Raw genomic sequence first — 12,952 nt, forward strand, 5'->3', positions numbered from 1 at the left:
CTCTCATGCATATCTTTATCACGGCGCGCGGGAACGGCTGCATCGCGAGCCCCGTCGCCGCCTTCGGGCTCGCTGCCGCACTCGTTTCGCTCCCGCTTCTGGTCTCCGCGCCGGCCATGGCGCAGGAGCCGGTCGCCAAGGTGGGCGAAAGGCTGATCACCGAGGATGAGCTCTCCCAGGCGGCGAACGATTTCTCCGACGAGCTCGACCGCGTGCCGGGACCGCGCCGCCGCTCGGTGCTCGTCGACGTCCTCGTCGACATGGAGCTTCTGGCCAAGGCGGCGCGCGAGAAGGGCCTCGATAAGACCGCCGATTTCGAGAAGCGCCTCGACTTCCTGAAGACGCGCGCCCTGCGCAACGAATATGTCGAGAAGGAAATCGTCGGCGCCGTCACCGACGAGCAGGTGAAGGCGGAATACGAGAAGCAGATCGCCGGCTTCAAGCCGGAGGAAGAGGTGCATGCCCGCCATATCCTCGTGACCACGAAGGAAGAGGCGGACGCGATCATCAAGCAGCTCGATGAGGGGGCTGATTTCGCCGAGCTCGCCAAGGAGAAGTCGACCGGACCCAGCGGGCCGCAGGGCGGCGATCTCGGCTGGTTCGTCAAGGGCCGCATGGTGCCGGAGTTCGATCAGGCGGTCTTCGCCATGCAGCCCGGCGATGTCTCCAAGGAGCCGGTGAAGACGGAGTTCGGCTGGCACGTCATCAAGGTCGAGGAGCGGCGCATGTCGAGCCCGCCGCCGCTGGAGGATATCTCCGAGCAGCTGCGCGGCGTCCTGGTGCGCCAGAAGTTCAACGAGGTGATGACCACGCTGCGCGACGCGACGCCGATCGAGGTCTACGACCAGCCGAAGGAAGAGACCCCGGCCGAGACCGGCACGGACAGTTCCGGCGAGGCCGCGCCCGAGAGCGCGCCGGCGCAGTAACCCAGGCAGGTCGCACCTTCTCCATGGCGAAAATCTCGCCGCTCGCGCCGAAGAGCCATGCCGAGCTGCCGCCGCTTGCCGGCGTCAGGCTCGCCACCGCCGAGGCCGGCATCCGATACAAGGGACGCACGGACCTTCTGTTGATGCGCTTCGATCCGCCGGCGGCGGTCGCCGGCGTCTTCACGGTCTCCAAGTGTCCCTCCGCGCCTGTCGAATGGTGCAAGGCGAACCTTGCACGCGGCCGCGCGGCGGGCCTCGTGGTCAATTCCGGCAATGCCAACGCCTTTACCGGCATGAAGGGCGCCGCCGCCACGAAGGCGAGCGCAGAGGCGGCCGCTTCCGCCCTCGGCTGCGCGCCGGAGGACATCTTCCTCGCCTCGACCGGCGTCATCGGCGAGCCGCTCGATGCGGAGCCGTTCCGCAAGCATCTGTCGCATCTGGCCGAAGAGGCGACAGAGGGCTGCTTCCGCCATGCGGCCGAAGCCATCATGACGACGGACACCTTCCCGAAGCTCGCCCACCGGACTTTCGAGACGGGGTCGGGCGAGACGGGGTCGGGCGAGACGGGGACGGGCACGGCGAACGTGCAGGGTATCGCCAAGGGCGCCGGCATGATCGCGCCCGACATGGCGACGATGCTCGCCTTCGTCTTCACCGATGCGGCCGTCGCGCCGGCCGCCCTCCAGACGGCGCTCGAAGCGGCCGTTGCCGGCAGCTTCAACGCCATCACCGTCGATGGCGACACCTCCACTTCCGACACCGTCCTCGTCTTCTCCACCGGCGAGCCGGGCACGAAGGGGGCGATCGCCGGGCCCCAGGATGCGGGCTACGAGGCCTTCGCGGCCGCGCTCGCGGATGTCTGCCGGGAGCTCGCCCATCTCGTGGTGAAGGACGGGGAGGGGGCGACCAAGTTCGCCGAGATTTCCGTCACCGGGGCGGAGAGCGACGCTTCGGCGAAGAAAATCGCGCTTTCCATCGCCAATTCGCCCCTGGTGAAGACGGCCCTTGCCGGCGAGGACGCCAATTGGGGACGTGTCGTCATGGCTGTCGGCAAGGCCGGCGAGCCCGCCGACCGCGACCGGCTCGCCATCTGGTTCGGGCCCTACCGGGTCGCTGCTGAGGGCGAGCGCGATCCTTCCTATTCGGAGGCGGCGGTGTCGGCCTACATGAAGGCGCCGGAACTTGCCCTCAAGGTCGATATCGGCCTCGGGACGGGCAGCGCTACGGTGTGGACCTGCGACCTCACGAAAGAATACGTCGCCATCAACGGCGATTACCGCAGCTGAGGACGTGGTGAAGCTGCTCCTCGTCGTGGCGGTCGCGCTCGTCGACAGGGACGGGCGGGTGCTGCTTTCCCGCCGGCCGGACCACAAGGAACTCGGCGGGCTGTGGGAATTTCCCGGCGGCAAGGTGGAGGCCGGCGAAACCCCGGAGGCGGCCCTTATCCGGGAGCTGGAGGAGGAACTCGGCGTCGACGTGAAAGCCGACTGCCTGGCGCCGCTCACCTTCGCCAGTCACGCTTATCCCAATCTTCACCTTCTGATGCCACTTTACATCTGCCGGCGTTGGTCCGGCCTGCCGAAGGCTCAGGAAGGCCAGCAGCTGCGCTGGGTTCGCCCCGCCAGCATGCGCGATTTCCCGATGCCGCCGGCCGACGAACCGCTGGTCTCGCATCTGATCGACTGGCTGTGAGGGGGAGATGCTCGAGGTGCGATTCTTCGAGGAATTCGCGGAGCGCTATCTGCGCGGCGAAAGCGGCGCCACAGCCGTCGAATACGCCCTCATCTGCGGAATCCTGATGGTGGCGCTCATCGGCATTCTCGGCGTCAGCGGCGCCACCTCCGGCCTCTACGACGTCTTCCAGCTCATCATCGACGCGATCAGCGGCGAGGGCTAACCCTCGTCCGCCTCGGTGTCGTTGCCGAGCAGCCGCGCCAGGCTGACATCGGCCGAGCCGCGTTTTGCCGGCTTTTGCTGGCTCTCGTGCGGGGCCCAGCCGGAAAGGGCGAAAAGCTCGAAGGTCGCCGGCACCTTCCCCTCATCATCGGCGTAGAGATCGCGGTAGGCCTCCGCCGCCCTCAGGATCAGGCCACGCGTCGCCGGGCGGCGCGAGCGCTCCAGAAGCGCGTTCGAAGCCCCCATCGCCTTCAGGTCGGCCATCAACGACAGCGGATCGCCGTAACGGACGCTCACCCGCTCGCGGTCGACGACCGGCAGCGCGAAGCCCGCCCGCTGCAGCAGCGCGCCGACGTCGCGGATGTCGGCAAACGGCGCGACGCGCGGGCTGACGCCCCCCGAAACCTCGCTCTCGGCCTGCATGAAAGCCTGGCGCAGTTCCATCAGCGTATCGCCGCCGGGAAAGACGGCGAGGAAGAGCCCGTCCGGCTTCAGCGCCCGGCGGGCCTGGATGAGGGCGCCGGGAAGGTCGTTGGCGTTGTGCAGGCCAAGAACGGAGGCATAGAGAGTTAGGCTCTCCTCGGCGAGCGGCAGGCGCTCCTCGTCGGCGACGAAGACCGGGCCGCGATGCCGCGATGCCGCTTCAAGGCTCTGCTCCAGCGCCACGATCTCCTCCACCTTGCCGCTCGCGGCAAGCGCTTCGGCGAGCGCCGGCCCCCTTCCATGGGCGGCGAGCGCCAGGGGAAAACTACGCTCCACCATGGTGAGGCGATCGACCAGCTCCTCCACCGCGCGATGCAGGAGATAGTCGGCGCCCTCGCGCGGGGATGCGGCAGCGCGCGCCTCGCGGCGGGCGATCAGCGTCTTGTCGAGAATGAGCGGGCCGGCCATGATCGATGTCTTAGGGCAGCAAGGCGGCGGGGTGAACCGGCGATGCGGGCCTTCAGCGGTATGGGCTCCCAAGGATCTGGCGACGGCGCAGTCCGTTCCGGCCATTGGCTCGGCGCGGCGCTGCTTGGCGCGGCGGACCTTCTCATGCCGCCGCTCTGCCCGGCCTGCCGCACGGCGGTCGGGGCGCATGACCGCCTTTGCCCGGCCTGCTGGTCGAGGCTGCGCTTCATCGAGCGGCCCTTCTGCCCGGTGCTCGGCGTGCCGTTTTCAGCCGATCTCGGCGAGGCGATCGTCTCGGCGGAGGCGCTGGCCGATCCGCCGCCCTTCCGCCGCGCACGCTCGGCGGTGCTTTTCGACGAGACGGCGCGGCTCCTCGTCCATCAGCTCAAATATCGCGACCAGCCGGGCGCGGCGGGGATCGTCGCGGCGCTGACCCTCCGGGCAGCGCGCGAACTCGCCGATAGGGCGGATCTCGTCGTGCCGGTGCCGCTCCACCGCTTTCGCCTCTGGCAGCGGCGCTTCAACCAATCCGCCGAGATATCCGCCCGCCTTGCCGCCGGGCTCGGCCTCGAACACGCGCCGATGGCGCTGATGCGCACGCGGCGGACACGCCAGCAGGTCGGTCTCAACGCCCGCGAGCGCGCCGCCAATATGCGCGGCGCCTTCTGCGTGCGCGAGCGCTTCCGCCCCCTCGTCGCCGGGCGGCAGGTGCTTCTGGTCGACGACGTCTACACGTCCGGCGCGACCATCAAGGCGGCCACGAAGGCGCTGCTGCGGGCACGGGCGGAAAGCGTCGACGTCGTCACCTTCGCGCGTGCCGGAATCGATCCGCTCGGCTGACCGGGATTGCCGGTGGCGGCCTAAACCGATGGTTCTGTTGCGAAAGCTGCGGCGCAGTCTATATCTGGCGCAATTCCCGGAGCGCCAAATGCCCAAGGTGACCATCTACACGAGACAGTTCTGCGGCTTCTGCTCGGCCGCGATCGGGCTGCTGCAGTCCAAGGACGCCGACCTCGAGGAGATCGACGCGACCTTCGAGCCGGAGAAGCGCCAGGAGATGATGACGCGCTCCAGGCGCCAGACCTTCCCCCAGATCTTCATCGGCGACACGCATGTGGGCGGCTGCGACGACCTCTTTGCCCTTGAAAGGAACGGGGAGCTCGACCGGCTCCTCGCCGCGTCATGACCTTCACCGCCGCCTGCCTGCAGATGCAGGCCACCAACGTCGTCGCGCAGAATATCGCCACGATCGACAAGCTTGCCCGCGAGGCGGCCGCCAAGGGCGCGAGCTACCTGCAGACGCCGGAGATGAGCAACATCCTGGAGCGCGACCGCGAGAAGCTCTTCGCCGCGATCTCGCCGGAGGAGGACGACGCGACGCTTGCCGCCTGTCGCCGCCTTGCCGCTGAGCTCGGCGTTCATTTCCATCTCGGCTCGGTGGCGCTGAAGGCGGGCGAGGGCAAGATCGCCAATCGCGGCTTCCTGATCTCGCCGCAGGGCGAGATCCTTGCCCGCTACGACAAGATCCACCTCTTCGACGTCGACCTTCCGAACGGGGAGAGCTGGCGGGAATCGCGCACCTATTCGGCGGGCGAGGAGGCGGTGCTCAGTGAATTGCCGGAAGGTCTCGTCGGGCTTTCGATCTGCTACGACGTGCGCTTTCCCCATCTCTATCGGGCGCTCGCCAGGCAGGGCGCCTTCATGCTGACGGCCCCCGCCGCTTTCACCCGGCAGTCGGGCGCGGCGCACTGGCACGTGCTCCAGCGCGCGCGGGCAATCGAGAACGGCGCCTACATGATTTCCGCCGCGCAGGCGGGCCTGCATGCCGACGGGCGCGAGACCTTCGGCCATTCCATCATCGTGGCGCCCTGGGGCGAGGTGCTTGCCGAAGCGGGCGGAGAGGGCGAGGCGATCGTCCTTGCCGAGATCGATGCGGAGAAGAGCGCGGAGGCGCGGCGCCGCATTCCCTCGCTCGCCAATGAGCGCGATTTCCGCCTGCCGCGCCCGCCGGCAGGGGCCGCGCCGCGTCTGAGGACGGCCTGATGATCCACTACGCACTCCGCTGCGATGAAGGCCACGCATTCGACGGCTGGTTCGCCTCCTCTGAAGCTTTTGAGACGCAACGGCAGGGCGGGCAGCTTTCCTGCCCGGTCTGCGGCGGCACGAAGGTCGACAAGGCGCTGATGGCGCCGGCCGTCTCGGCGAAGACACGCGGCGCGGAGCCTGACGAGGGAGCCGGGCCGGGCTCGTCGCCTTCAGGCAAGGCGCCCGTGGCCGCCATGCCCGCGCCCGCAGCCTTGCCGCCGCAACTTGTGGAGGCTTTGCGGGAGGTTCGGCGCCTGGTTAAGGTCCACTCCGAATATGTCGGCGACAAATTCGCCGAAGAGGCACGCAAGATCCATTACGAGGAAGCCGATCCGCGCGGTATCTATGGCGAAGCGAGCCCGGAAGAGGCGAAGGCACTGAGCGAGGAGGGCATCGAGTTCCACCCGCTGCCCCTGCTGCCGGAAGATCTGAACTAGCTTTTCAGGGACGCGAGTCCCCATCCAGGGAGGCCGCTATCGGCGGGCATCAGCATCACGGGCATTCTCATGGCGATCATGGCCATGAAGGGCACGCCCATCACGGTCATGGGCATGGGCACGGGCATCACGGCCACTTGCATGGCGCGGGGGGCAACGAGAAGCGCGTGGCGATCGCCGCTTTGCTGACCGGCGGCTTCATGTTCGCCGAGGCGATCGGCGGCTTTCTGTCCGGCTCTCTGGCGCTTGTTGCCGATGCCGGCCACATGCTCACCGATTTCGCGTCGCTGGCGCTCGCCTGGTTCGCCATCCGGATTGCCCGCCGCCCGGCCGACTGGAAGCGCACCTACGGCTTCGACCGCTTCCAGGTGCTGATCGCCTTCGTCAACGGCATTGCGCTCCTTGCCCTGTGCGTCTGGATCGCCGTCGAGGCGATCCGGCGTTTCATGGACCCGGTGGAAGTCCTCGGCGGAACCATGCTGGTCATCGCGATCATCGGGCTTGCCGTGAATATCGGCTCCTTCCTCGTCCTGCACGGCGCGGAGGAAAAGAACCTCAACATGCGGGGCGCGCTGCTGCACGTTGCCGGGGACATGCTCGGCTCGGTCGCGGCCATTGTTGCCGCTGGCGTCATCATCCTCACCGGCTGGATGCCGATCGACCCGATCCTGTCGCTGCTGGTCTGCCTGCTCATTCTCAGGAGCGCCTGGTACGTGACGCGCGAGGCCGGTCATATCCTCCTCGAAGCCGCCCCTCCGGGCCTCGATATCCGGGACATGGAGCGCGATCTCGTCGACAATGTCGGCGGCGTCGTCGACGTCCATCACGTCCATGCCTGGGCGATCAGCGAGGAGCGACCGATGGTCACGCTGCATGCCCGGCTTGCCGAGGGCACCTCGGAGGAAACCGTCGTCCGGGCCATCAAGGCGCGCATCTCGGAGCGCTTTTCCGTCGACCATGCCACGGTTGAGGTGGAGCGCGGGCGCTGCGCCGACGAGAAGGCGGCGTAGGCATCCCGAGCCTTTTGATGTCGCCTTTCTGCGGGGAGCGTCGGGGACCGGTCGCGCCGATCCGCCGGGGAGCTTGAGTTAGCCGGCAAACTCCGTCCGCCTTGACGCGTGGAGAGGCGGAAGGATTATGAAGGCGCGCTTGTTCCGTCTTCCGGGGGTGACAATGGAAGCTCGGCGCGGTGGCTCCGCGGCGGAGAGCCTTTCGCACCAGGACATCGATATCACGTCAGAACTCTGGCGACGTGCGCCGGAGGGGGCGGATTCCCTCGAGGAGGTGGGGGCGATGCAACGCATCGCCGACATCGTCAGCGCCGATCCCGACCAGGTCTATCAAGTCTGCGCGCAGGTGGCGCTGGAACTCAGCAGCAGCGACAGCGCGGCTGTGAGCCTCTGCGAGGATGGGCCGGCGGGAGGGGTCTGCCGATGGGCGGGCCTTGCCGGGGAGATCGAGGGCCTTGCGCTGTCACCGCTTCGCCGGGCGAAATCGCCTGTCGCGGTCTGTGTCGAGCGGGGCGAGGCGCTTCTTCTCAGACGGCCGGACGAGGCGATCTCCGAGTTAGGGGGCGGCCCGGTCTTGTTCGAAGCGCTTCTCGTGCCGTTCGGCGCGGCAGGCAGCGGCCTGGAAGGCGCCATCTGGGTGATGGCGCGTGAGGAAGCAAAGCGCTTCACGGCAGAGCATGCGCGCATGCTGGAGCGGGTCGCGCTCTTCACCACGACGACGCTGCACCTTGCCCAGGTCGCCAGGGTTGCGATGAGCCGGGCCGAGGAAAGCGACCTGCGCTACCGCGAGCTCGATCACCGCATCAAGAACATCCTGACGCTCACCGTCAGCCTGCTGCGCCGCCAGATCAGCGAGACGCCGGTGCCGGAAGCGCGCGAGGCGATCGAGGCGGCAAGTGCCAGGGTATCTGCGCTCGGGAGCCTTCATTCGCTCGAAGGGGAAGGCACGTCCGGGAACCTGGAAAGCATCATTTCCTCCATCGGCAAGGTGCTGGTGGAGCCGGACGAGCGCTTCCGCCTGCATCTCGACGTGGAGCCAGTGGCCATCGCGCCGCACAGGGCCGCCACCGTTGCCCTCATTTTGAGCGAACTCATCATCAACGCCATGAAGCACGCGCTGGGGGAGAGGGAGACCGGAACGATCACGGTCCGTCTTGCGCGGGGCGATGAAGGCGAGGCGATTCTCTCCGTTTCCGACGACGGCGAACCGCTGCCCGGCGACATCAAGGGTACGCCGTCCGGCATGGGTCTCGGCCTTCTCGACCAGCTGGCGCGCCATATGGGCGGGGCGATGCAGGTCGAGAGCGAGCCGAAGACCTTCAGCGTCCGTTTTCCCGTCGACTAAATCGCCTGCCACGTCTGCCCGGCGACCTAGCCGGACTGCCCTTTCGCCTTCCGCAAGCATGTTCCGGGTCAGATGTCGGGCGGCACGCAGGGGCGAATCCGCGTTGCCCGCGCTCTTGCCATCGAGCCCTGCATTCCAATCGAGCCGCGCCTTCTTCGCCCGGTCGCTTGCCGGCGGGGCTTTGCAGCCTATCATGCTCTGAAATTTGCAGGAGCGCATATGCCCGAAATCATCCCCGGCGCCAGAAGCTGGGACCACAGGCCGGCCGAGATATGGGCCGACGGCGTGGTGCATGTGCTCGGGCTGGTCGGGGCGACGGCAGCGACCGTCGCGTTGCTCGTCGTTTTCCTCGGTGAGATGCCGGCCGGCGAGCTTGCGGCCGTGGTCATCTATGTGGCGACCCTCGTTCTCGCGATCTCCGCTTCGCTTGCCTACAATATGTGGCCGGTGAGCCCGACGAAGTGGCTGCTTCGCCGTTTCGACCATTCGGGAATCTATCTCCTCATCGCCGGCACCTACACGCCCTTCGCCTTCAAGAGCGGCGTCTGGTGGCTGCTGATCTTCGTCTGGACGCTCGCCCTTCTCGGCGTTTTCGCCAAGCTCTTCCTGCCGGGGCGGTTCGACCGCTTTTCCATCGGCATCTATCTCGCGCTCGGCTGGAGCGGGCTTTTCGCCATCGGCGAAGTGACGAGCACGCTCTCCCCGCTCGTCCTGTGGCTGGTCGTCGCGGGCGGCGCCACCTACTCGCTTGGCGTGCCCTTCCATGTCTGGGAGCGGCTGCGCTTCAGAAACGCCATCTGGCACGGCTTCGTCATCACCGCGGCGGGCATCCACTTCGCCGCCGTCTGGGCGAGCTGCGCGGCGACGATCGCCGTCTGAGGCAAAAGTGCCGCCTGCCTCCGCTCAAGATGGTGGCCTTCAGCCCTTGCGGGTTTGAAAGAGCGGCGCGTCCCGGCTAGAAGCGGCGGCGAATCCGGGCGGCCGCTCATTTCCTCACCTCAACCGATGCGGCGCGGCACGGCTCCTGCATGGGGCGTTGTGGCGCCCTCGCCGGCATGTCGCGGGAAGGGGCCAGACTCGGGGCTTTCACCGGCGGCCGCCAGGACAGAGAAGAGAACGCTCACCTTATGGATTTTTCCGCCCTTCTTGCCGGCCTCGACCCTGTCGCCTCGGGTCTCGTCGTCCTGTGCATCGTCGGCGTCACCGGCCTCGCGCTCGGTTCCGTTAAGGCCGGATCGGTGTCGCTCGGCATCGGCGGCGTCCTCTTCGCCGGTCTCTTCTGGGGCCATCTCGGCTTTTCGGTCGATCCCGAGGTCGGGCATTTTCTGCGCGAATTCGGCCTCATCCTCTTCGTCTACTCGATCGGCATCGAGGTCGGGCCGGGCTTTTTCTCCGCGCTGCGGCGCTCGGGCCTCAAGCTCAACGGGCTCGCCGTTCTCCTCGTCTTCCTTTCCGTCCTCGTCGCCGCCTCGCTGCATCTCGTCGTCGGGGTGCCGCTGCCCGTCACGCTCGGCCTGATGTCGGGCGCGACCACCAACACGCCCTCGCTCGGCGCGGCGACGCAGATGCTGACCAGCGTCGGCGCCGGCCCGGACGCGGTGTCGAGCCCGGCGCTCGGCTATGCGGTTGCCTATCCTTTCGGCATCATCGGCATCCTCATCACCATGGGGCTCGTGCGCTTCGTCTTCGGCATCCGGCCGGAAAAGGAGCATGCCGATTTTGAGGCCGAGCGGGCGGTGAACCGGCGCGGGCTCGAAACGATCAACATCAAGCTCACCAACCGCAACATGGACGGGCTCACCATCGGCGCCCTGCCGGGGCTCGCCGAGATGGACATCGTCGTCTCGCGCATCATGCGCGACGGGGTGGTGGAGATCGCCTATCCGGAGACCGAGGTGAAGGTCGGCGACCTTCTCCTTCTTGTCGGCCCGGGCGACAAGCTGCCCGGCATGGTGCGCATCCTCGGTACGCGCGCCAAGACCGACCTCAAGGCCGTCGCCTCCGACGTCATCTGGAAACGGCTCGTCGTCACCAATTCGCATGTCTACGGGGCGAGCCTTGCCAGCCTCGACCTGCTGCACCGCTACGACGCCACCATCAGCCGGGTGACGCGCTCGGGCGTGGAGCTGACGCCGGGCGGCAACCTGCGCCTCCAGTTCGGCGACATCTGCACGGTGATCGGCCATCCCGACAATGTCGACCGCGTCGCCGTCCTCCTCGGCAACCGCCAGCAGGCGCTGCAGCAGGCGCAGATCCTGCCGATCTTCCTCGGCATCGCGCTCGGCGTCCTTGCGGGCTCCATCCCGCTCGCCATGCCGGGGATGCCCGCGCCGGTGAAGCTCGGCCTTGCCGGCGGGCCGCTCATCGTCGCCATCATCCTGTCGCGGCTCGGGCATATCGGCCCGCTCGTCTGGTTCATGCCGACGAGCGCCAACCATGTCCTGCGCGAAATCGGCATCATCCTCTTTCTCGGCATCGTCGGCCTCAAGGCCGGCGAGAGCTTCGTGCCGATCCTCGTCGATGGCGACGGGCTCTACTGGCTCGGTTACGGCGCGCTGATCACCATCATCCCGCTCCTCATCGTCGGCCTCGTCGGCCGGCTGGTGCTGCGAACCAACTATCTCTCGCTATGCGGCGTGCTCGCCGGCGGCATGACCGATCCGCCGGCGCTCGCCTTCGCCAACGCCATCTATCCTTCCGAGGCGCCGGCGCTCGCCTATGCGACCGTCTATCCGCTGGTGATGGTGCTCCGGATCCTCGCCCCGCAGGTGCTCATCCTCCTCTTCTGGTTCTAGGCCCGCCTGACCCTCTCCCCTTGAGGGAGAGCGTGGCCGGCGGAGCCGGCCGGGTGAGGGGGGTGCTTTCCACACGCAACGGGCCGGCGAGCGGGACGATTTCTCTTCCCGCCGGACACAAGGCCGCGCCGCGCCTTCCTGAAGAATGAGGTGTTTCGCCGGGCGGCCGGGTTTGCTTCACTCGGCGGCCGGCAACCACCCCTCAGGCGACATGGCCACCACCGACCTCGCGACCCGCGTCTACGATCACACCTGGAAGCTCGATCCGATCGTGCGCTCGCTGCTCGACACGGATTTCTACAAGCTCCTGATGCTGCAGACGATCTGGTCGCTGCACCGGGAAACGCAAGTCACCTTCTCGCTGATCAACCGCACGCAGCGCGTCCGCCTCGCCGAGGAGATCGACGAGGGCGAGCTGCGCGCCCAGCTCGACTATGCCCGCTCGCTGAGCTTCACGAAAAAGGAGATGATCTGGCTCGCCGGCAATTCCTTCTACGGAAGGGCGCAGATCTTCGCGCCGGAATTCCTCGCCTGGCTCGCCGATTTCCGCCTGCCGGAATACGAGCTTGCCACCGTCGACGGCCAGTTCGAGCTCTCCTTCGCCGGGCCCTGGACGCATACGACGATGTGGGAGATCCCGGCGCTCGCCATCGTCAACGAGCTGCGCTCGCGCGCCGCGCTGAAGAAGATGGGCCGCTTCGCGCTCGATGTCCTCTATGCCCGCGCCAAGGCCAAGCTCTGGGACAAGGTGGAGCGGCTCCGAACCCTGCCGGAGCTCCGCCTTTCCGATTTCGGCACGCGGCGGCGGCATTCCTTCCTCTGGCAGCGCTGGTGCGTGGAGGCGCTGAAGGAAGGGCTCGGCGCGGCCTTCATCGGCTCCTCCAACGTGCTTCTCGCCATGGACGCGGACCTTGAGGCCATCGGCACCAACGCCCACGAACTGCCGATGGTGGAGGCGGCGCTGGCAAAAAGCGACGAAGACTTGCTTCAGGCGCCCTACCGCGTCCTGAAGGACTGGGAGACGCTCTACGGCGGCAACCTCCTCATCGTGCTGCCCGACGCCTACGGCACCACGGCCTTCCTGAGAAACGCGCCCGACTGGGTCGCCGACTGGACGGGCTTCCGCCCCGATTCCGCCCCGCCGATCCCGGCCGGCGAGGAGATCATCGCCTGGTGGAAAGAGAAAGGCCGCGACCCGGCCGAAAAGCTCCTCATCTTTTCCGACGGCATGGACGCCGACACGATGGAGGAAACCTATCGGCATTTTGCGGGGCGCGTGCGGCTTTCCTTCGGCTGGGGCACCAACCTCACCAACGATTTCCGGGGCTGCCTGCCGGAGCCCTCAAGGGCGCTCGACCCGATCTCCATCGTCTGCAAGGTCAGTGCGGCGAACGGCCGCCCGGTGGTGAAGCTCTCCGACAACCCGAAAAAGGCGAGCGGGCCGGAGGGCGAGATTGAGAGGTATCTGAGGGTGTTCGGGGGGAGTGGAAGGGTGGAGAGAGAGGTGGAGGTTTGAGGGAGCCGCTCTGCGCCCGTTGCGCAGTTTGATCGTGGGTTCGGATACTCC

At 67.5% G+C, this 12,952-nt stretch carries 14 protein-coding genes; 13 read left to right on the top strand and 1 reads right to left on the bottom strand.

The features are described 5' to 3' along the window. The first annotated feature begins 5 nt into the window (after positions 1-5). From CLD20_RS07035 to CLD20_RS07050, 4 genes are read left to right on the top strand one after another with little or no spacing between them, the layout of a single operon-like run. A complete protein-coding gene (locus CLD20_RS07035; RefSeq protein ID WP_224405878.1) occupies positions 6-926 on the top strand; it encodes a peptidylprolyl isomerase in 921 nt (306 codons plus the stop codon). 23 nt (positions 927-949) lie between these two features. Further along, entirely contained in the window at positions 950-2,212 is a 1,263-nt protein-coding gene (gene argJ / locus CLD20_RS07040) for a bifunctional glutamate N-acetyltransferase/amino-acid acetyltransferase ArgJ (protein WP_224405879.1), read from the top strand. Positions 2,213-2,219: 7 nt separating this feature from the next. Next, the gene (locus CLD20_RS07045; protein WP_224405880.1) at positions 2,220-2,618 is read left to right on the top strand and encodes a (deoxy)nucleoside triphosphate pyrophosphohydrolase; all 399 of its coding nucleotides are present in this window, start codon (positions 2,220-2,222) and stop codon (positions 2,616-2,618) included. Between the two features lie 7 nt (positions 2,619-2,625). After that, a complete protein-coding gene (locus CLD20_RS07050) occupies positions 2,626-2,823 on the top strand; it encodes a Flp family type IVb pilin (RefSeq protein WP_224405881.1) in 198 nt (65 codons plus the stop codon). Here the strand turns inward: CLD20_RS07050 and CLD20_RS07055 are convergent. After that, positions 2,820-3,713: a methyltransferase domain-containing protein gene (locus tag CLD20_RS07055; RefSeq protein WP_224405882.1), complete on the bottom strand. Its 894-nt coding sequence runs from the start codon at positions 3,711-3,713 to the stop codon at positions 2,820-2,822. The genes CLD20_RS07050 and CLD20_RS07055 overlap by 4 nt on opposite strands. 60 nt (positions 3,714-3,773) lie before the next feature. On the opposite strand from CLD20_RS07055, the gene CLD20_RS07060 reads away from it, so the two are divergent. From CLD20_RS07060 to pncB, 9 genes are all read left to right on the top strand, one after another. After that, positions 3,774-4,553: a ComF family protein gene (locus CLD20_RS07060; RefSeq protein WP_370636840.1), complete on the top strand. Its 780-nt coding sequence runs from the start codon at positions 3,774-3,776 to the stop codon at positions 4,551-4,553. An 88-nt stretch (positions 4,554-4,641) separates the two neighbouring features. Beyond that, positions 4,642-4,899 (top strand): glutaredoxin 3, encoded by a 258-nt coding sequence (gene grxC / locus CLD20_RS07065; RefSeq protein ID WP_224405884.1) that lies wholly within the window; start codon positions 4,642-4,644, stop codon positions 4,897-4,899. Then, the gene (locus tag CLD20_RS07070) at positions 4,896-5,756 is read left to right on the top strand and encodes a carbon-nitrogen hydrolase family protein (protein WP_224405885.1); all 861 of its coding nucleotides are present in this window, start codon (positions 4,896-4,898) and stop codon (positions 5,754-5,756) included. The genes grxC and CLD20_RS07070 overlap by 4 nt, the downstream gene beginning before the upstream one ends. Next, complete coding sequence (locus CLD20_RS07075) at positions 5,756-6,235, top strand: DUF1178 family protein (RefSeq protein WP_224405886.1); 480 nt, start codon at positions 5,756-5,758, stop codon at positions 6,233-6,235. The genes CLD20_RS07070 and CLD20_RS07075 overlap by 1 nt, the downstream gene beginning before the upstream one ends. 167 nt (positions 6,236-6,402) lie before the next feature. Further along, positions 6,403-7,245 (top strand): cation diffusion facilitator family transporter, encoded by an 843-nt coding sequence (locus tag CLD20_RS07080; RefSeq protein WP_224405887.1) that lies wholly within the window; start codon positions 6,403-6,405, stop codon positions 7,243-7,245. 283 nt (positions 7,246-7,528) lie between these two features. After that, a complete protein-coding gene (locus tag CLD20_RS07085; RefSeq protein WP_224405888.1) occupies positions 7,529-8,590 on the top strand; it encodes a sensor histidine kinase in 1,062 nt (353 codons plus the stop codon). Between the two features lie 219 nt (positions 8,591-8,809). Further along, complete coding sequence (locus CLD20_RS07090; RefSeq protein ID WP_224405889.1) at positions 8,810-9,469, top strand: hemolysin III family protein; 660 nt, start codon at positions 8,810-8,812, stop codon at positions 9,467-9,469. Positions 9,470-9,717: 248 nt separating this feature from the next. After that, positions 9,718-11,385: a putative transporter gene (locus CLD20_RS07095; protein ID WP_224405890.1), complete on the top strand. Its 1,668-nt coding sequence runs from the start codon at positions 9,718-9,720 to the stop codon at positions 11,383-11,385. A gap of 211 nt (positions 11,386-11,596) precedes the next feature. Further along, positions 11,597-12,901, top strand: a complete 1,305-nt coding sequence (pncB, locus tag CLD20_RS07100) for a nicotinate phosphoribosyltransferase (RefSeq protein ID WP_224405891.1) — start codon at positions 11,597-11,599, stop codon at positions 12,899-12,901. Positions 12,902-12,952: the final 51 nt, after the last annotated feature.

It is taken from the genome of Afifella sp. IM 167 (assembly GCF_020144925.1).
In the GTDB taxonomy this organism is placed as follows: Bacteria; Pseudomonadota; Alphaproteobacteria; order Rhizobiales; family Afifellaceae; genus Afifella.

Excerpts from the sequence above, each read along its gene's own strand:
- CLD20_RS07035 (WP_224405878.1), top strand. The coding sequence starts at position 6 with ATGCATATCTTTATCACGGCGCGCGGGAACGGCTGCATCGCGAGCCCC.
- argJ (WP_224405879.1), top strand. The coding sequence starts at position 950 with ATGGCGAAAATCTCGCCGCTCGCGCCGAAGAGCCATGCCGAGCTGCCG.
- CLD20_RS07050 (WP_224405881.1), top strand. The coding sequence starts at position 2,626 with ATGCTCGAGGTGCGATTCTTCGAGGAATTCGCGGAGCGCTATCTGCGC.
- CLD20_RS07055 (WP_224405882.1), bottom strand. The coding sequence starts at position 3,713 with ATGGCCGGCCCGCTCATTCTCGACAAGACGCTGATCGCCCGCCGCGAG.
- CLD20_RS07060 (WP_370636840.1), top strand. The coding sequence starts at position 3,774 with ATGGGCTCCCAAGGATCTGGCGACGGCGCAGTCCGTTCCGGCCATTGG.
- grxC (WP_224405884.1), top strand. The coding sequence starts at position 4,642 with ATGCCCAAGGTGACCATCTACACGAGACAGTTCTGCGGCTTCTGCTCG.
- CLD20_RS07070 (WP_224405885.1), top strand. The coding sequence starts at position 4,896 with ATGACCTTCACCGCCGCCTGCCTGCAGATGCAGGCCACCAACGTCGTC.
- CLD20_RS07075 (WP_224405886.1), top strand. The coding sequence starts at position 5,756 with ATGATCCACTACGCACTCCGCTGCGATGAAGGCCACGCATTCGACGGC.
- CLD20_RS07085 (WP_224405888.1), top strand. The coding sequence starts at position 7,529 with ATGCAACGCATCGCCGACATCGTCAGCGCCGATCCCGACCAGGTCTAT.
- CLD20_RS07090 (WP_224405889.1), top strand. The coding sequence starts at position 8,810 with ATGCCCGAAATCATCCCCGGCGCCAGAAGCTGGGACCACAGGCCGGCC.
- CLD20_RS07095 (WP_224405890.1), top strand. The coding sequence starts at position 9,718 with ATGGATTTTTCCGCCCTTCTTGCCGGCCTCGACCCTGTCGCCTCGGGT.
- pncB (WP_224405891.1), top strand. The coding sequence starts at position 11,597 with ATGGCCACCACCGACCTCGCGACCCGCGTCTACGATCACACCTGGAAG.